This is a genomic window from Ensifer sp. EB106-05-01-XG146, from assembly GCF_058791875.1.
On sequence record NZ_JBYTDX010000001.1, the window covers coordinates 1429815 to 1444044 of the forward strand.

The 14230-nt window shown below is 60.3% G+C and carries 28 protein-coding genes; 15 read left to right on the forward strand and 13 right to left on the reverse strand.

Going from position 1 to position 14230, the window contains the following annotated elements; genetic code table 11:
* The 6 genes from bet to AC3WVQ_RS06995 are packed head-to-tail and all read right to left on the reverse strand — an operon-like array spanning position 1 to position 2476.
* Positions 1-960, reverse strand: coding sequence for a phage recombination protein Bet (gene bet / locus AC3WVQ_RS06970; RefSeq protein ID WP_492382627.1), 960 nt, complete (start codon positions 958-960; stop codon positions 1-3).
* Between the two features lie 2 nt (positions 961-962).
* A complete protein-coding gene (locus AC3WVQ_RS06975; protein WP_492382628.1) occupies positions 963-1496 on the reverse strand; it encodes a siphovirus Gp157 family protein in 534 nt (177 codons plus the stop codon).
* Entirely contained in the window at positions 1496-1735 is a 240-nt protein-coding gene (locus AC3WVQ_RS06980; RefSeq protein WP_492382629.1) for a hypothetical protein, read from the reverse strand. The genes AC3WVQ_RS06975 and AC3WVQ_RS06980 overlap by 1 nt, the downstream gene beginning before the upstream one ends.
* A complete protein-coding gene (locus tag AC3WVQ_RS06985) occupies positions 1732-2019 on the reverse strand; it encodes a hypothetical protein (protein ID WP_492382630.1) in 288 nt (95 codons plus the stop codon). The genes AC3WVQ_RS06980 and AC3WVQ_RS06985 overlap by 4 nt, the downstream gene beginning before the upstream one ends.
* Positions 2016-2243, reverse strand: a complete 228-nt coding sequence (locus AC3WVQ_RS06990) for a hypothetical protein (RefSeq protein WP_492382631.1) — start codon at positions 2241-2243, stop codon at positions 2016-2018. The genes AC3WVQ_RS06985 and AC3WVQ_RS06990 overlap by 4 nt, the downstream gene beginning before the upstream one ends.
* Positions 2243-2476 carry a hypothetical protein gene (locus tag AC3WVQ_RS06995; protein WP_255380817.1) on the reverse strand — a complete coding sequence of 78 codons (234 nt, stop codon included), beginning with the start codon at positions 2474-2476 and terminating at the stop codon, positions 2243-2245. The genes AC3WVQ_RS06990 and AC3WVQ_RS06995 overlap by 1 nt, the downstream gene beginning before the upstream one ends.
* A gap of 184 nt (positions 2477-2660) precedes the next feature.
* On the opposite strand from AC3WVQ_RS06995, the gene AC3WVQ_RS07000 reads away from it, so the two are divergent.
* Both AC3WVQ_RS07000 and AC3WVQ_RS07005 read left to right on the forward strand, forming a co-directional pair.
* Positions 2661-2888: a hypothetical protein gene (locus AC3WVQ_RS07000; RefSeq protein WP_492382632.1), complete on the forward strand. Its 228-nt coding sequence runs from the start codon at positions 2661-2663 to the stop codon at positions 2886-2888.
* Positions 2885-3190, forward strand: coding sequence for a hypothetical protein (locus AC3WVQ_RS07005; RefSeq protein WP_492382633.1), 306 nt, complete (start codon positions 2885-2887; stop codon positions 3188-3190). Before AC3WVQ_RS07000 ends, AC3WVQ_RS07005 begins: the two co-directional genes overlap by 4 nt.
* Here AC3WVQ_RS07005 and AC3WVQ_RS07010 read toward each other — a convergent pair.
* Positions 3187-3873, reverse strand: a complete 687-nt coding sequence (locus AC3WVQ_RS07010) for a LexA family protein (RefSeq protein ID WP_492382634.1) — start codon at positions 3871-3873, stop codon at positions 3187-3189. The genes AC3WVQ_RS07005 and AC3WVQ_RS07010 overlap by 4 nt on opposite strands.
* 92 nt (positions 3874-3965) lie before the next feature.
* On the opposite strand from AC3WVQ_RS07010, the gene AC3WVQ_RS07015 reads away from it, so the two are divergent.
* Genes AC3WVQ_RS07015 through AC3WVQ_RS07030 form a run of 4 tightly spaced genes read left to right on the forward strand, consistent with a single transcriptional unit; the run spans position 3966 to position 5453 of the window.
* The gene (locus tag AC3WVQ_RS07015) at positions 3966-4223 is read left to right on the forward strand and encodes a hypothetical protein (RefSeq protein WP_492382635.1); all 258 of its coding nucleotides are present in this window, start codon (positions 3966-3968) and stop codon (positions 4221-4223) included.
* Complete coding sequence (locus AC3WVQ_RS07020; RefSeq protein WP_492382636.1) at positions 4220-5098, forward strand: DUF2312 domain-containing protein; 879 nt, start codon at positions 4220-4222, stop codon at positions 5096-5098. The genes AC3WVQ_RS07015 and AC3WVQ_RS07020 overlap by 4 nt, the downstream gene beginning before the upstream one ends.
* Positions 5095-5268 carry a hypothetical protein gene (locus AC3WVQ_RS07025; RefSeq protein ID WP_492382637.1) on the forward strand — a complete coding sequence of 58 codons (174 nt, stop codon included), beginning with the start codon at positions 5095-5097 and terminating at the stop codon, positions 5266-5268. Before AC3WVQ_RS07020 ends, AC3WVQ_RS07025 begins: the two co-directional genes overlap by 4 nt.
* Positions 5265-5453, forward strand: coding sequence for a hypothetical protein (locus AC3WVQ_RS07030; RefSeq protein ID WP_492382638.1), 189 nt, complete (start codon positions 5265-5267; stop codon positions 5451-5453). Before AC3WVQ_RS07025 ends, AC3WVQ_RS07030 begins: the two co-directional genes overlap by 4 nt.
* Positions 5454-5478: 25 nt before the next feature.
* On the opposite strand, the gene AC3WVQ_RS07035 is transcribed toward AC3WVQ_RS07030, so the two are convergent.
* Entirely contained in the window at positions 5479-5730 is a 252-nt protein-coding gene (locus AC3WVQ_RS07035) for a hypothetical protein (protein WP_492382639.1), read from the reverse strand.
* 48 nt (positions 5731-5778) lie between these two features.
* On the opposite strand from AC3WVQ_RS07035, the gene AC3WVQ_RS07040 reads away from it, so the two are divergent.
* The 9 genes from AC3WVQ_RS07040 to nusG all read left to right on the forward strand — a co-directional run bounded on the left by AC3WVQ_RS07040 (position 5779) and on the right by nusG (position 10865).
* Positions 5779-6183, forward strand: a complete 405-nt coding sequence (locus AC3WVQ_RS07040) for a hypothetical protein (protein ID WP_192493450.1) — start codon at positions 5779-5781, stop codon at positions 6181-6183.
* A gap of 51 nt (positions 6184-6234) precedes the next feature.
* Positions 6235-6969 (forward strand): hypothetical protein, encoded by a 735-nt coding sequence (locus AC3WVQ_RS07045; protein ID WP_492382640.1) that lies wholly within the window; start codon positions 6235-6237, stop codon positions 6967-6969.
* Positions 6966-7175, forward strand: a complete 210-nt coding sequence (locus AC3WVQ_RS07050; RefSeq protein WP_492382641.1) for a hypothetical protein — start codon at positions 6966-6968, stop codon at positions 7173-7175. Before AC3WVQ_RS07045 ends, AC3WVQ_RS07050 begins: the two co-directional genes overlap by 4 nt.
* A gap of 244 nt (positions 7176-7419) precedes the next feature.
* Positions 7420-7773 carry a RusA family crossover junction endodeoxyribonuclease gene (locus tag AC3WVQ_RS07055; RefSeq protein WP_492382642.1) on the forward strand — a complete coding sequence of 118 codons (354 nt, stop codon included), beginning with the start codon at positions 7420-7422 and terminating at the stop codon, positions 7771-7773.
* Complete coding sequence (locus AC3WVQ_RS07060; protein WP_492382643.1) at positions 7770-8243, forward strand: hypothetical protein; 474 nt, start codon at positions 7770-7772, stop codon at positions 8241-8243. Before AC3WVQ_RS07055 ends, AC3WVQ_RS07060 begins: the two co-directional genes overlap by 4 nt.
* On the forward strand, positions 8240-8980 hold the full coding sequence (locus tag AC3WVQ_RS07065) for a DNA replication protein (protein WP_492382644.1): 741 nt from the start codon (positions 8240-8242) through the stop codon (positions 8978-8980). Before AC3WVQ_RS07060 ends, AC3WVQ_RS07065 begins: the two co-directional genes overlap by 4 nt.
* On the forward strand, positions 8922-9722 hold the full coding sequence (locus AC3WVQ_RS07070; RefSeq protein ID WP_492382645.1) for a hypothetical protein: 801 nt from the start codon (positions 8922-8924) through the stop codon (positions 9720-9722). The genes AC3WVQ_RS07065 and AC3WVQ_RS07070 overlap by 59 nt, the downstream gene beginning before the upstream one ends.
* Positions 9712-10278, forward strand: coding sequence for a helix-turn-helix domain-containing protein (locus tag AC3WVQ_RS07075; protein WP_492382646.1), 567 nt, complete (start codon positions 9712-9714; stop codon positions 10276-10278). Before AC3WVQ_RS07070 ends, AC3WVQ_RS07075 begins: the two co-directional genes overlap by 11 nt.
* A complete protein-coding gene (gene nusG, locus AC3WVQ_RS07080; protein ID WP_492382647.1) occupies positions 10275-10865 on the forward strand; it encodes a transcription termination/antitermination protein NusG in 591 nt (196 codons plus the stop codon). The genes AC3WVQ_RS07075 and nusG overlap by 4 nt, the downstream gene beginning before the upstream one ends.
* A 193-nt stretch (positions 10866-11058) precedes the next feature.
* Here nusG and AC3WVQ_RS07085 read toward each other — a convergent pair whose 3' ends face one another.
* The 5 genes from AC3WVQ_RS07085 to AC3WVQ_RS07105 all read right to left on the reverse strand — a co-directional run bounded on the left by AC3WVQ_RS07085 (position 11059) and on the right by AC3WVQ_RS07105 (position 14177).
* Positions 11059-11349 carry a hypothetical protein gene (locus tag AC3WVQ_RS07085; RefSeq protein ID WP_492382648.1) on the reverse strand — a complete coding sequence of 97 codons (291 nt, stop codon included), beginning with the start codon at positions 11347-11349 and terminating at the stop codon, positions 11059-11061.
* 682 nt (positions 11350-12031) lie between these two features.
* Positions 12032-12259: a hypothetical protein gene (locus AC3WVQ_RS07090; protein WP_060530062.1), complete on the reverse strand. Its 228-nt coding sequence runs from the start codon at positions 12257-12259 to the stop codon at positions 12032-12034.
* A gap of 547 nt (positions 12260-12806) precedes the next feature.
* Complete coding sequence (locus AC3WVQ_RS07095; protein ID WP_159415515.1) at positions 12807-13091, reverse strand: hypothetical protein; 285 nt, start codon at positions 13089-13091, stop codon at positions 12807-12809.
* A 170-nt stretch (positions 13092-13261) separates the two neighbouring features.
* Entirely contained in the window at positions 13262-13819 is a 558-nt protein-coding gene (locus AC3WVQ_RS07100; protein ID WP_492382649.1) for a hypothetical protein, read from the reverse strand.
* A gap of 106 nt (positions 13820-13925) precedes the next feature.
* Positions 13926-14177: a hypothetical protein gene (locus AC3WVQ_RS07105; protein ID WP_492382650.1), complete on the reverse strand. Its 252-nt coding sequence runs from the start codon at positions 14175-14177 to the stop codon at positions 13926-13928.
* Between the last annotated feature and the right edge of the window lie 53 nt (positions 14178-14230).

Genomic DNA, 14230 nt, shown 5'->3' on the forward strand with positions numbered 1-14230 from the left:
TTAGCCCGCCATCATCGGATGATTGCGAAGCCCGTCGTTCGCCGGCCGCGAAGGTCTGCGGGCGATCGCTGCCTCAATTTCCTTCTTGAGCGCGAGGGCGTCGCCCGGCTGCAGAGCCCAGAAGCGTTTCAGCGGCTCCCGGTTCACGTCCTGCCATTTGGCAACGGTTTCCGGCGGCGATTCTTGCAAGAACCGCATAACCTCGTCGGCGAATTTCCCGACGGGCACATTTTCCAGTGCCCAGTTGTCGCCCCAGGTGACGGTGATCGAGTTGTCGGCGCCGATCACGCGCATGCGGTGGTCCTCGCGCTCTTTCTCGACGACTTCGGAGGCGGTGAGGTCGAGAACCTTGGCGCGGTCCATCTCGGCTTCGTCATAGAGGCCAGTGAACTGTTCCGGCCAGCCGGCGCGCAGGGCTTGCATCTCGGCGCACTTCGCGATCATCAGTCGCGGCATGCGTGCCCAGTTGCCGCTATCGTCGAGCGTCTGCTTGCCCGTCTTGTAGCCCTTGCCGGTCTGCTCGTTGTTGGCCCACTCGTCCTTGATCGGGGCGAACTCTTCCCAGAATGACTGGCCGGCGACCTCGTACCATTCGCTCGATTTCGGGTCCTGCTTCCACAGATAGACCGTGGCGGAAACGATGCCCTGCGGATTGAGCGGGCCTTTCAGGTCCTTGTCGAATTCATAGATCGGTGGCTTACTGGCGGGGCGGTAGTCGCCGCAGCGCTGCGCAATGACGCGCTGGCCGTCGCGGCTAATGATGATGGTCATCTTGCGCTTGGCAGCATTCCCCTTTGAAAAGACCATCGGGATGATCTGCCCGAGGAAAGGGTCAAGACCTTTGCCTCGCGCCACTTCCATGTACAAATTGAACTCGTCGTCGTTGCAGTCCTTCGCAATGGTCTGCTTGACCAGCGCGACCTGCTTGGACGTCATGTCGTACTTGGTGATCGCATTCATGGTCACTTCCTCCGGACCGTGAGAGAGAACGAACCGTTGTCGAGGGTGGCGCCGGGGATAGGGGCGGCGTTCTCCTTGCGCAGGTCGGCGGTGAGGGCTTTCTTGTCGAGCTTGGGAGCCGGGAGGGGCTGCTCAACCCAGTACTTGGACGGGATGTCGGCTTCGTCGGTGACGATCAGGCCGGGCGCGCGCTTCGAAAGCGACAGGGTTGCCGTCGGCAGCTTCATCGACATCTGGTCGGTTGCCAGCATCGCCTGTTCGATCAGGGCGCGGATGCGCTCGGCGCGCTTCTCGACCGATTTGCGGCGGGCTTCGAACTCGGCTTCCTTGCTCTTGAGCCCGGTCACGAGGACGTCGCACTCGTCGAGTTCGGCGATGGCCTCCTCGATCGCCTCCATGAGGTTTGTTTCGCCCTCGATGGTGTCGGCGACGAGCTCGGCGTCGTCATCGGCGCCCTGGTTGCGGAGATCGACGAGGAGGGCCTTTGCCGCCTCGGTCTGCCTGCGCATGCTGTGTTCGATTGCGGGAGCGGTCATTAGACGGTCCTCTCGGCTACGATTTTGCGGTGGATCTCCTCGGTGTTTGCGAAGCCGATCGCCATGAAGGCGAGGAGGGCTGCGAGGAGAATGATGAAGGTGGCGGCGCCGTAGGTGGCGCGGTTGAACTCGGCGAGCTCGTCGTCCAGGTCGATGTTGCGGGTCGGCGGGAGCGCACAGTGGCCGCATTCGCAATATCGGGCTGCCGGGTCGCAGGCGTATTGGACGGGGCGGGTCACTGCTCACCTGCCTCTCGTGCGGCGAGCATGGCGTCGGCAGCCGCGTAAGCGAGACGGGCGTCCTCCCCAAAATGCCGTTCCTGAATAGCTTGGCCGCCTCTTCCTGCGTACAAACCCGTCATCGCCTGACCGGCGAACCAGTCGCGAAGGCTCATGCCCGGATGGGTAACGTGATCAAATGTTGGGGTGTCATCGTCGGAAAACCCGTGGTCAGCTACGGTGCCAACCTGTTGCCATCGGGTTCCTGGGAAGGCCAACCCGCCGTCGTTGATCTTCGTGCTCACAGCGTCGCTCCTACGGAAGGAGCGAACTCGCGACGGACGCGGTTCTCGTATTCGCGCTGGTCGATGTAGAAACCGTCACCGAAGCCGGAGGCGCGCAGGATCGACAGAACATCGTCGACGGCGCGGTTGTAGACTTCGTCCTCGGACGTGTGCGAGGCGCCGCCAAGGGCTTCGACCTCTCGGTACAGTTCGTGCAGCTTCACGCGGCGGGGCTTGAAGGACATTACGCGGCCTCCTTCTCGATCGAGGGCGTTGCGGTGAAATCGGGGAAATCGGAGAGGCGCTGGTAGGTCTCGACCGTGCAGCCACGGCATTCGGGGTTCGTGGCCAACTCTTCGTAGGCCTCGTCTTCGTCCCTGAACTCGACTGCATCGGCGTCGTCGTAGGAGAAGAAGCCGTCGATCGTCAGGAACCGGCCAACCTCGTCTTGGATGCTGTATCGGGTGACCATCGCCATTTGCTTCGTCCTCTCGTCGGCGCCTTGCTGATGAAAGGAGTATGCGATAATCGCACAGTTGCCGTCAATATTGATTGTGCGAAAAAAGCACGATTTGTGCTGTCGGCTTGAATTAACAGCCCGAAGAATTCGACTCGACTCGGTTCATTCGTTCTGCTTCGATGAGAACAGAAGGAGAACAAAAATGGGTCTAGCGGTTGCCAAGTCGAACGTCGCGTTCACGCTCCATATCCGATGCGTGAATTGCTACCGGGAGAGCGTGAAGTGCATCGAGGTTCCGGTCGTCGACGATGCGCCGCTGGATACGGATGAACTGATGGAGAGCGCCTATCTCGATGGCGTTCGCTATCGCTGCGGCAGCTGTGAAGGGCTTGCCGGCCAAATCTTCGGTATCAGTGGAGGTCTGCGATGATCGAGAGAGAAGTCACCGAGTTTGTCGTCGTTCCGCCGTATGCGGAACGCCATCTCGTCGAGGCCGCGAAGGAACGGATGAAGCACTATCTGGAGAACCGGTTCCCCGGCTATACCTTCCGGATCGCGCAGTTTGCGCCGGTTGGAGATGAGGGCGATTTCTGTGTCGTGCCTATGATGGGCTTCGTCGGGGATGACGGGAAAAGCCGTCTGTGTGACGAGCCAAAGCGCTGGCTCGTGTCAGATATCCACCAAGCTTGCAGGGAATTTGATTTGAGAGGCAGGCGGCACTGCGCCGCCTAAAACCCCGGCATTTCGTTGACGATGCGGCGTACCAGGGCGATCACCTCGACCTTTACTCCGTCGTCAGCCTCAAAGTTCCGGTGCACGACGATCGGCTTGTGCTTCGGATTGGTGGAACGGGGATGGAATTCCGTCCGGTCAGCGTAGATCTCAATCTGCTTCACTGACCATTCACGGAAGTGCCCAGAATCGCGGGTGCGCTCGACCACCACTACCATGCCATCGCGCAGCACGACCTGGCTCGCGATATCCTCATAGGCAACGCATACCGCGCAGTCGCCAGCCAAAATCGGCCGCGGCTTCAGGTCATTCATCGAATCGCCGGAGACGTCAAAGCCGATCTGTCGGGCGTTTGGAAACCGATCGTCGCGCGGCAGTGTCAGCGTGCGCGGCTCGGACTGGTCGAAGTCGTCGACCTCACGAAATGCGCCAGCCTCAACCGTTCCTATGATGGGGATAAGAGATAGCGGTCCGTTATAGGGCGTTAGCTCTGTACTGGGGGCGGCCTCGCCGAAGTATGTGGCCGCGAGCGCAACCTCATGAGACTTCAATCCACGCTTCCCACTGACGATCTTATTCACCGCCGACGGGTGCACGCCGAGCACCTTTGCTAGCCCAGTTTGAGACATGCCGGGTTTTTCGAGGTTTTCGATAACCCACTTTTTATAAGGATCTTCAAGCATATGGCATTTTCGCACAGTGAAAATGTGCGGTCGTGTGCGAAGATCGCATAAATCTCTTGACGGAGTGTGTGCGATTATCGCATAGTTTCCGCATGGAAACGAACGCACCCACCCCTACACTAGAGCCGGCTGCAACGATCATCGATCGGTTTGGTGGCCCGGATGCTGTCCAGCAGATCACCGGCGCCAGCAGGACCCGCGTGTATCGGTGGACGCAACCCAAGTCGAAAGGCGGTACCGGGGGAATGATCCCGACACCGCACGCGCTCAAGCTCATTGCCCACGCGAAGGAAGCTGGTCTGCCGATCACGGCAGAGCATTTCCTGCCTGTCGCGGAGCCGGTCCAATGAGCGCCGAAGGTCAGATCAAAGCTTTCATCGACCGTATCCTGCGCCTCAAGGAAGAGCAGGACGTCATCGGTGACGACATCCGCGACATCTACGCGGAAGCCAAAGGCATGGGCTTCGATAAGACCGCCATGGGCAACGTCGTCGCTCATCTGCGCAAGGTCGCGAAGAAGGGTTCTGAGACCGTCGCCGAGCAGGGCGCCATCTTCGACATCTATCTCGCAGCTTACGAGGGTCATGCGCCTGCGCCCGCCCGCGTACGAGAAAACATTGAGAAATTTGACCCGGTCACTGGCGAAGTTCTCGACGACGTAAACCCGCGCCTCGTCAAGCAGGTCGTCGACGGCATGCAGACCGAAGCCGGTCGCGCCGCCCTGACCGCTGCCATTGATGTCCTGATCGAGCAGGGAGAGGCGGAAGAACAGAACACCGATGCTGCTATTTCTCGCCCCGAGTTGGATCGGCCCGAGATTGAAAACAGATCGGACGAGGAGGCGCCAGAAGCTGATGCCTCCGGCGGGATGCAGGACGAGATTGCGATCCATCCCGCCACCCCCATTGCTTCGGCCTCTCAAGGCGAAGCCGAAGCCCACAGCGACCAGCGCGAGACCGACCGCAAGGCGGCGGCAACTGGCGTCGGCGCCAACGAAGGAGGCGACAATGTAGAGAGCAGCGGATTGCCCGCAGGTCTCAAAGGAGGCCCCGTCAACCTTGAACCCACTGGCCCGGTGGCTGAATGGGCAAACTCTCTCACCGCCAAGCCGCCATCCCCGTTGAGGCCGCATTGCCGGAATCCGGGTGAGACATGCGGCGGCTCTGGCTCCAAGCACTGTCATTCGTGCACCAAGGCGATGCGAGAGCAGGAGGAGTTCGCATGAACCTCCACGCCGTCGAGCATCAGCACGACATCGAGACGAGCAGGGCAGAGGTCTACGCGGTCGAAATCGCGACAGGCGTCCCGCTTCCCGACGAGCAGTTTGACCGAGCCGTGATGCTCGACGTCGAGCGCCGGCCACCCCGCGTCAATTCCAGAAGGAGAGCAGCATGATTGCCATTCAGATCTTGTTCGCCGCGACATTGGCTTCCGCCTTTCCGCTTCTCGCTGGTGTGGCCGGGTTCTGCGAAGCGCAGTTCCGACGGGAGACGGCTCAGAAGAATTTCCACGCCATGACCGACGACGAAATCGCGACGGTGATCCTGTCCGATCACCGCCGTCCGGTCTTCAAGGATTGATCGCGGTTCTCCTCCTCCCTCGCGATCAACGAGAGCCCCAGTCCTCCTCCTCCCGGCTGGGGCTCTCAACCCGAATTCGGATCCTCTTGTTCGCCAGGCGCATGACCACGGCTCGAACAGCAGATCCCAAAGGAATGGCCGGTGACGACAGGGGATCGTCACCGGCGGCAAGACCATCGAGTGCGGCGGCGGTCTTGCGGAACTGAATGACCTGGGAGGGACCGGCGGCCGTTGGCGCGGCGCCGTCCTCTCCATCGGAAGTAATGCCTGTGCGCATCAGTCTTCTCCATCAACACGAGAAGAGATCGCACAGGAGAACGACAAGGTGTTGGGAACCGACAACAAGGGCTTGGGGTCTCGCCCCAAGGAAAAAATTCTCAATGAAGGCGGCGACATGAGCGCGGACGTTTTAGAGGCACGAGACTTACTGAGAGGGGCTTTCCCCCTCGGCCGTTACGGCAAGCTGGACAACGTCTTTTTCGAAGCCAGCAAATTCATCAATCGCTTTGTCCAGAAGGAGTTCACCCAGCGACGGGCGCGCTCGATCTGGGAGGGCACCGCACGGCGGATTGACGCCGAAGAAATGGATGCGCTGCGGGCAGCAGCAATCGAGGAGAGCAAGCGTGAACAAAGAGAACTGCGTGCCCGTCTGGCTGCGCTGGATGCGAAGCTTGCCCGCGTCAACGCGGCTCCGGCTCGCTCGTCGGTGGCAGCGGATCGCCGGCCGTAGGCTCGATTGGGCCGAGTACCTAGCACCGGAACTGAAGGACGAGGATCAGTGATGCAGCGATCTCTGCCGCTCATCTTACCGAAGACCAGCGCCACCCGGTCGCTCCGCGTCCTTGTGGGGTGCGAGTTCACCGGCACGGTCCGCAATGCCTTCCTTGATCTCGGTCACGATGCTTGGTCTTGCGATCTCCTGCCGGCGGAGAACGGCCACAACCGGCACATCCGCGGCGATGTCCGCGACTATCTCGCTGACGGCTGGGACCTGCTCATCGTCGCTCATCCTCCATGCACCCGGCTTTGCCGCTCTGGACGCCGTTGGCTCTCCGGCCCCGGCAACATGACCCCGCCGAAGAAGCTGCCGAAAGGCCGGACATGGGAAAGCATGAAGGCGGAGTTTGAAGACGGCGTGGACCTCTTCGTGTCGTGCTGGCGCGCGCCGATCGATCGCGTGGCTATCGAGAACCCGGAAATGCACGACCTCGCCAAGGCCAGAATGCCGAAGGATCTCCCGCGGCCACAGATCGTCCAGCCGTTCTGGTTCGGACATCCCGAATACAAGGGCACGGGCTGGTACCTCCGCAATCTTCCTTCGCTTCAGGAAACCGATCGCCTTCGCGAGCCGGAGAAGGACAGCGCCGAGTGGAAAGCGTGGAACCGGGTCTGGAGGATGTCGCCCGGGGCCGACCGAGGCAAGGAACGCAGCCGGTTCTTCCCCGGGATGGCGAGTGCGATGGCCGACCAGTGGGGCGGCTACGCTCATGAGCAGTTTCATTTGGAGGCAGCGTGACAGACCCCGCCGAAATGATCGCTTGGCTCGATCGCCGCATGGCCAGTGCAATGACCTGGCTGGACGACCACGGCCACGGCTCGAAGAAGCCACGCCCCGAAAACGAGATCTCCACCAAGGAATACGACATCGCCCGGTTCGAGGAGATCAAGGCCGCGTATCTGAAAGCGCTTGAGCGGCGAAATCAGGAAGGAGCGGCAGCATGACGGTCCTAGCGGTTAATATGCTTCGGCGGCCGGTCATTCTCATCGGGGTTCGGGTTGGGAACTTCGTCCGGAAGGATGTCGGGCTCCGGTTCCTCGATCGGTGGCACTGGAACGTCTGGCGGCATTCCGGGCGGGAAATCTGGGTCGGGTGGTCTCGGGATCGGTTCGGTAGGCATCATCATGGACTCCTGTTTAGGAGGGCAACTGATGGCGCGCTGGGTTTGTTCCAGGATGCGGTCGCCGCATGATCAAGCTCTATCTCCCATACCCGCCTTCAGGCTGGGACCTATACGATGGCTGGGGCGCGAAGCGCCGGCTGGCGCCGACCTATAAGAAATGGCGCACTGACGCAAGGTACTTCATCAAGGCGCCGTCGGCGCCGATCGACAAGCCGTTCGCGCTCTACGTCGCGCTGCGCCGGCAGAACATGCGCCAGGACCTCGACAACCGGTCAAAGGCAATCCTCGACTGCCTTCAGCACTACGGCGTCATCAAGAACGACAATCTCTGCGAGCGGCTGACCATGTGCTGGGACAGCGAGCTCCCGGCCGAGTGCGTAGTCATTGTCGAGGTATGCGAAGAGGGGATGGCGACATGAGCGAGCAGCCTTTCCTTATCGGTGACGGCTGGATGGAAGTTAAAGACGGCAACGACACCGCGCGCTCCCTCTTTAACCGGCACTACAGCCGATACATCTATGCCGACGGACGCAAGCCAAAGCTCTTTGCTGGGCCAGGCGCTAAGATAGTATTGCTGACGGCCGACGCCCGAGCCCTATGCGTCTGGCGTAAGTTCAAGAGTGCTGACGGTCAAACGGGTGTCAACTGCGCCATCTTCCGCAATGAGAGTGCAGAGCGCGCCAGCGACCTGCTGAAAGCGGCTATGGCTATCGCGTGGGAGCGTTGGCCGGGCGAGCGTCTTTACACCTACATCGACACCTTTGCGGTTCCCGCCAAGATCGTCCGCGGCAATCCCGTTTGGGGCTACTGTTTCCGCAAGGCCGGTTGGCACTTCTTCGGGGTCACGAAGGCGCGCAAGCTGATTATCATGGAGGCGCTTCCGCGATGAGCGTTTCCGCTGCAATCCGCCGTATGCTCGAAGCCGGTCTGACGATCGAGCAAGCCCTTGTTGCTGCCGAGGCCTTCGAAGCAGAAGCGAAGCCGGTTGAGCCGGTGCTCTCTGCCCGCCAGGCCCGCAATAGGCGTCACTATGAGCGTCTTAAAGCGTCTAAGCAGCGTCTTAATTCAGACGATCAAGACATTTCAGACGGTGGTGACGCCCTTTCTTCCCCGGAAGGTTCTTCCCCCACACCCCCTTCTCCTAAACCCCTTCAATCCATACCCCCTTCGCCCCCTAAAGGGGGCTCTTCCCCCGCCGAAATCGATCAGGTCGTCAGCGCTTTCTCGGCGATGGCGAAACGTTCGGGTCTTTCGGTGCCAAAGGCAGTCACCGCCAGCCGCCGCCGTTCGCTGCTGCTGCGGATCGAGGAACACGGCTTGCCGGTCGTCCTCGACGCCATCGAGCGCATCGGCCGCAGCCGGTTCTGCCGTGGCGAGAACGATCGAGGCTGGCGCGCCGACCTGGATTTTCTCTGCCAGCCGAAGAGCTTCGTCTCGATCCTCGAAGGCAAATACGACGACCGACCGTCGCAGCAATCCCAGGCGCCGCCACGGCCCATGAGCCCTCACATGCAGCGCCAACACGACATCCATCAGAAACTGAAACGAGACCTCTACGGTGAACCAGATGACCAATTTGCCGGCCAGACTGTCGACCTTGGAGCAGGAGATTTCCGCTCTCACTGAGAAGCTTTCGCCGTGCGGCGTCGACGAAGTCGGCAAGTGCGTCGCCTCGCTGATGGACGCCGGCATGATGATCCCCGCATCGATCCAGGCCGAAGACCCGATCGAGGAATACCGCGTTGCGCTCAAGGGCGTTCCGCTCCATGGCCTGCGCACCGTCTTCGTCCGCCTGAAGCGCGGCGAGTACGACCTGCCGAACCGCTCCTTCTTGCCGATCCCGTCCGAAATGGCGGCTATGGCGAACGCCGAATGCCGGAGCCTCCGCGAAGAGCGGATGCGCGCCTCGGAGATGATCAAGGCCGCCCGCGACAACGCCGAGTTCGGGTCACCGACCTTGACGCGCTTCGGCCTCAAGGACCTTCGCGTCACCCATCAGGAGCGGGCGAGGGAACTGGCCGGCCACGGCTACGTCAAGGTTGCCGATGGCATCAATCAGCAGATGTTCGGCAGCCTTACGAAGAGCAGGGGGCTTCCCGCCGGTTCGGTCCTCCTCTGGGCGATCGACGAGGTATGGGCGCCGGAGGCAGTTGCTCGTTTCGTCGACCTGTCGCGGGTCGAATCCTCGAAGCGCATGGCAGCGCCCGAATGCGGAACCCTTTCGCCGGAGCGCGCAGCCGAGCTCGAGAAGATGCTCGCGCTTCCCGACGCTAAGGACAACCGCGCCGAGCCGATGGCCTATCGGAGCCTGGTCGAGAACGAAGTCGCCGCGGTGAAGAGCGACGAGGAGGTCAGCCATGCAGCCTAAGCGGACCCCTGAACTGTATCGCCAGCACGCAAACGCGATCGAGATCCGCGCTAGGCTGTTCGGCATCAGCCCGACCGTGAAGAAGGTTCCTTCGCTGACACTGGTTCGGCCGGAACTCCTCGCGGAACGGGAGACGAAGCCGCGGAACCTCGGCGGCAAGCCTCGAAAGCTCAAGCCGCGTCAGGACGCGAACGATCACGTCTTCGCCTTCCGGGTCTACCAGCTGCAGCAGAAGGATTATTTGACCCCGACGGAACAGGCGAAGCTGATCACTTTCGAGGCGCGCGTGTCTTGGGACATCGTGATCGGAAGATCGCGTAGGCGCGACCTGACCGGGCTTCGCAACCGGATCGCATGGGAGCTTCGCCAGCGGGAACTCTCATATCCGCAGATCGGCGCGATCCTGAACCGCGACCACACATCGATCCTGCACTCCGTTCGCCGCGTCGAAGCCGCCGAAGGGGACCGGGAAGCCGAGAAGTGGATCGGGCGCAAGAACAGGCAGTCCCTCGAAAGCCAACATCGCATCAGAGCAGAAAAGGAAGCGGCACTATGAGCTGGTACGCAATCAAGACCCGCCCCGGAACCCAGCGGCCGGCGACGCCGCGGATCGGCGCGCCGGAGGAACGCAAAGGCGAGTTCATTATCGAGCGGAACCTCCGTGACGCCGACATCGAGATCTACATGCCGTCGTTCCGGAAGGACATCAAACACCACCGGACCAAGGAACTGATCGAACGCCGCTTCGCTATGATCGTCGGCTACTCGTTCGTGTACCTGCCGACGGCGGATTTCTACCGGCTCTCGCGCGTCGACGGGGTCACCTCGATCCTCGGTGTGGCTGGCTATCCGACCCGGATCTCCAATTTCGACGTCGAGAGTATCCGGGACGCTGAGGCTATCGCTGGCGCCTCTCTGCAGCGCGAGCGCGACGCCCGCAAAAAGCGCACCCGCAAGGAGCTCCAGGAAGAATTCCCAAAAGATGTCACCGTCCGGATTGCGCCCGAACACCGCCTGGTCGGCGGCATGCTGGCCACCGTCCTCGATGTCACCGGCCGTAACACGGTGAAAGCTGTGGTGGAGATGCTCGGTGGCCTCGTCCACGTCGATCTTCCGCTTGAACTGATCGACAAAGTCGCTTAATGTCGCTGCAATCATTGGTGATTTGCAGGCTGTTCTGATCGCGGACCTCGATTAGAGGGAACACTCGCCGGGCCTTAGGGAGGACGTCACCGCCTCCCGCCTTTGACGAATATTGCCGAAATTCTGAGATTTAGCGCCACGCCAATGGCGACCTTTGCCTCCCGCCGGAGAGGCGGATGAATCCGGCAACAGATTAGACGCGGCGCGATCTCCCTTTGTAAAGCAGGAACAGAAACAAGGCGCCCAGTACGGTGATAAACAGGGCGGCGCCGCCGCCGATAAGTATGAGCAAGTAGAATTCGAAGACATCGTCCTTGGCAGACGCTATTACCCCACCCCATTTGTTGCGGATTTCACCAGCTATCGTTGCTTCAAGCACACCGTAGAGAGTCGCAGGGCCAAATGCCGCGAGGCCGATCGCCGCTGTTATCTTTCTTAGACGGGGGAACCGTTCTACTTCCGTCGACTGTCCTGTGTCGCTCATGATCACGTAACTTTGGTTGACGCAAAACCACTATCACGAGGACGCTAAGTCGCGGTTAAGTTTGGCAAGCGCGACCACCCAACGACCGCAGTCTATGCGCTGGGTGGTCGCGTGACTTAAAAGATCTATTGAGCAGGCGCTGTCGTCGACGGTTGCGTCGTAGAAGGCTGCGTCGACGGGGTCGTTGTTGACGGCTCAGTAGTGGACGGAGCTGTCGTCGACGGGGCCGTTGTTGATGGCTGGCTAGTAGCCGGCTCAGTTGTCGATGGGGTGCTTGTTGACGGTTGAGATGTCGTTGGTTCGGTCGTCGTTGCTGGCGGCGTCGCAGTTTCCGTAGGCGCTTCCTTCTTTGGCATTAGAAGGACCACCAGGATGATGACCACCACGGCGAGAATTATTCCGAGGACGGTATTTCGGCTCATGCTTCACTCCTCTTGGATGCATCCGACTCGCGAATTGTATCACGGCAACCAAAATCGGAGATGAACGGGCAAGCCAGCCGCCCGTCTATGCGGAGGGTGATCGCCTTCATTTTGAGGCTAAGGCCAACTGGTGGTCACCACGAACTAACGTGGTGAGTAACGGCGACGCGGAGAAGGCCAATCAAGCTGCTACGCTGAGAAGGGGTGGTGGCCGATCCCCCTCCACGGCCCAGCGGCTACCCGGAAGGTAGCGCGGCAAATTAAGGCCGGCCGTATCCCGCTCCAGCAACCGGACCAGATGGGTTGTTCTTCTCGTTGCGGTCAAGAACGCCCGCCATGAAGCGCAGTAGCACCGAGCGGGATTGTTCTGCCAAAGGGCCGACGAGGGGCTTCATTCGGCTCGTGACATACCCGGCCTTGTGAAGCATTTGGTTGAGGATGCGATTGCTCGCCGGATTAAAGTCCGCATTGCAGATCATGGCAGACATCGTGTCATTCTTTCGTAAGAGCGGGTCCAGCCCGATTTTTAGGTAGGAGCGTCGAGCGCCGCGCCACTTGCGTGCTTGGGGGCGGTCGGCAGCGGCCGTTAGATTGCCCTTTGAGGCCTCGCGACTGTCTTTCGGCCGACCAGGCTTACGCCTACCAAAGCCAGCCATCCGCAAGGACGTAGACGATCATAACTATGCTTGTAGCCACAGCGATTTGCGACGCTGTCGTAGCAATGAGATATCGATTTTGAAGAAGAGTGAAGGCGGAAGACACATTGTCCTCCTCTCGTTTGGGGCCAGGGTAGCAAGCCCTCAAACAGCAGCGCCCGTATCGATGGCTACTGGAAGATCCACCATGCGCGCTTGTGGTGAACATAGCAAGAGATGAAAGAAGTCATATGGAGCCCGCCCCGGTTTGTCGCCCGGCGGCGGGGTTTTCGTCGTCACTGACCGCAGTCCACGCGGAGGGGGCGCCTTCATCTTCGTCACTTACTCCGGCAGAGGCTCAAAACGCCCTGCGCGCGCAACGAGGGGCGGATGCGTCACATCAATGGTCGGCGAAGGCCTGAAGCACTACACCGATGCCGGCGACGACCACGGTAACGCCGACGGCGATTGCCGATATCTTCGTCCAGTAGGCAGTTTTCACAGTGGCGTCTGCGGCCCGAATTTGAGATTCAGCCGCCGCTATTTGGCTTTCAGAAGCCAGCTTCTGCATAATGAAAAGGCGACGCTTTATCTGAATGTCCCGCCAGTAGGATGCTTGAGATCCTATCTGCTCATGCGGGTTTTCGAAGACTTCCTCGTCGGTCTTTTCGTCCCATGCTTCCATTCACGTCTCCTTTCTCTCGTTGGGTCGGCGAAGAAACGATGAAGGACCATGAGTCGCGAGCGCGATCAAGTTTCACCCGTAATTCACAAGTCGGAGTAGAGCAGCCCGATAGCTCGCCAGCCCGTATCGGGGAGACAGGCCGTAAGCCGCCCACGGCCCCTGAGCACTTGTTAGGTGGCCTTAAACTCACGGACTTGCATTTCGTCCCAGCGCGTCATCACCTTTTCGTTGAAACGATCTCTGCTGTAAGTCACGCGGCAGAACGCGTCGACTTCAAAAATATCGTCCCTGGCAGCGACGGCGTCTAAGAACCGAGGAGATGTAAAGCTGAGATGATCATCATCCGCCACATGCTGGTCGAGAGTAAACATCGCGTAGCAGTAGTTATCGAAGGCCTCGAAACTCGAAAAGTCGGTCGCGTGACAAGCCTCTAACGTCATGGCTGGGGTATAGAATGGGGTCGAAACGGTCCGACGCTGTGCATCGCCCCGAAGTGCAGGGAGATCAGGCGGCTCAATGGGGATTATTGCTCCGACTTCCTTGAGTATGCTGGCGCTCCATTCCCACTTGCTCGTGAATCCGTGATCAAACACCCCGAGAGGCGTCGCTTTCTCGTCCGAAAGCCAGCTTAGATGTGACCGATCGACCCCTATCATTCTGTAGGCGTCGTATAGAAATTCGTAGATCAGGGCTGCGACCGGAGCGTTTCTGAAACTGGCCTGAGTCATGAGTTGATTCCCTCGGCTGGTAGTCGTGATCCCGTCAGGGTAGAGAGGTATCGGACGAGAAAACCGAGTAGGATTTGCGTTGCTTTCGCTCGTCTTTATCGCCTCATCAGTCCTGTTGTTTTGGCCCTGACGAGCCGGTTCGTGACGCTCGCCCTTTCAGCGCCACGATCAGCAAAAAAACAGCCACGGCCGTACCAAGGGTAGCGCCCACGCCACAGGTGAGCACCAGGCTGTAGAATGCGACGGGGTCTTCGCTGGCGACGACCCCGCGACTGCTGATTTCGCCGGTAACAAGCGCATTGATGACGCTATAGAGAGCGGCGGGGCCCATAGAAGCTGCGCCCATCGCAATCAGCATTTTGTGGATCCATCCTCCGTCGAGAATGCGCTCCCCCATCTCTAGGAGTCTAT

Excerpts from the sequence above, each read along its gene's own strand:
- bet (WP_492382627.1), bottom strand. The coding sequence starts at position 960 with ATGAATGCGATCACCAAGTACGACATGACGTCCAAGCAGGTCGCGCTG.
- AC3WVQ_RS07055 (WP_492382642.1), top strand. The coding sequence starts at position 7,420 with ATGATCAAGCTCTATCTCCCATACCCGCCTTCAGGCTGGGACCTATAC.
- AC3WVQ_RS07100 (WP_492382649.1), bottom strand. The coding sequence starts at position 13,819 with ATGACTCAGGCCAGTTTCAGAAACGCTCCGGTCGCAGCCCTGATCTAC.
- AC3WVQ_RS07105 (WP_492382650.1), bottom strand. The coding sequence starts at position 14,177 with ATGCTGATTGCGATGGGCGCAGCTTCTATGGGCCCCGCCGCTCTCTAT.
- AC3WVQ_RS07090 (WP_060530062.1), bottom strand. The coding sequence starts at position 12,259 with ATGTCTGCCATGATCTGCAATGCGGACTTTAATCCGGCGAGCAATCGC.
- AC3WVQ_RS07095 (WP_159415515.1), bottom strand. The coding sequence starts at position 13,091 with ATGGAAGCATGGGACGAAAAGACCGACGAGGAAGTCTTCGAAAACCCG.
- AC3WVQ_RS07060 (WP_492382643.1), top strand. The coding sequence starts at position 7,770 with ATGAGCGAGCAGCCTTTCCTTATCGGTGACGGCTGGATGGAAGTTAAA.
- AC3WVQ_RS07070 (WP_492382645.1), top strand. The coding sequence starts at position 8,922 with ATGACCAATTTGCCGGCCAGACTGTCGACCTTGGAGCAGGAGATTTCC.
- AC3WVQ_RS07015 (WP_492382635.1), top strand. The coding sequence starts at position 3,966 with ATGGAAACGAACGCACCCACCCCTACACTAGAGCCGGCTGCAACGATC.
- nusG (WP_492382647.1), top strand. The coding sequence starts at position 10,275 with ATGAGCTGGTACGCAATCAAGACCCGCCCCGGAACCCAGCGGCCGGCG.
- AC3WVQ_RS07045 (WP_492382640.1), top strand. The coding sequence starts at position 6,235 with ATGCAGCGATCTCTGCCGCTCATCTTACCGAAGACCAGCGCCACCCGG.
- AC3WVQ_RS07030 (WP_492382638.1), top strand. The coding sequence starts at position 5,265 with ATGATTGCCATTCAGATCTTGTTCGCCGCGACATTGGCTTCCGCCTTT.
- AC3WVQ_RS07005 (WP_492382633.1), top strand. The coding sequence starts at position 2,885 with ATGATCGAGAGAGAAGTCACCGAGTTTGTCGTCGTTCCGCCGTATGCG.
- AC3WVQ_RS07085 (WP_492382648.1), bottom strand. The coding sequence starts at position 11,349 with ATGAGCGACACAGGACAGTCGACGGAAGTAGAACGGTTCCCCCGTCTA.
- AC3WVQ_RS06995 (WP_255380817.1), bottom strand. The coding sequence starts at position 2,476 with ATGGCGATGGTCACCCGATACAGCATCCAAGACGAGGTTGGCCGGTTC.
- AC3WVQ_RS07010 (WP_492382634.1), bottom strand. The coding sequence starts at position 3,873 with ATGCTTGAAGATCCTTATAAAAAGTGGGTTATCGAAAACCTCGAAAAA.
- AC3WVQ_RS07020 (WP_492382636.1), top strand. The coding sequence starts at position 4,220 with ATGAGCGCCGAAGGTCAGATCAAAGCTTTCATCGACCGTATCCTGCGC.
- AC3WVQ_RS07000 (WP_492382632.1), top strand. The coding sequence starts at position 2,661 with ATGGGTCTAGCGGTTGCCAAGTCGAACGTCGCGTTCACGCTCCATATC.
- AC3WVQ_RS07065 (WP_492382644.1), top strand. The coding sequence starts at position 8,240 with ATGAGCGTTTCCGCTGCAATCCGCCGTATGCTCGAAGCCGGTCTGACG.
- AC3WVQ_RS06990 (WP_492382631.1), bottom strand. The coding sequence starts at position 2,243 with ATGTCCTTCAAGCCCCGCCGCGTGAAGCTGCACGAACTGTACCGAGAG.
- AC3WVQ_RS07075 (WP_492382646.1), top strand. The coding sequence starts at position 9,712 with ATGCAGCCTAAGCGGACCCCTGAACTGTATCGCCAGCACGCAAACGCG.
- AC3WVQ_RS07025 (WP_492382637.1), top strand. The coding sequence starts at position 5,095 with ATGAACCTCCACGCCGTCGAGCATCAGCACGACATCGAGACGAGCAGG.
- AC3WVQ_RS07035 (WP_492382639.1), bottom strand. The coding sequence starts at position 5,730 with ATGCGCACAGGCATTACTTCCGATGGAGAGGACGGCGCCGCGCCAACG.
- AC3WVQ_RS06975 (WP_492382628.1), bottom strand. The coding sequence starts at position 1,496 with ATGACCGCTCCCGCAATCGAACACAGCATGCGCAGGCAGACCGAGGCG.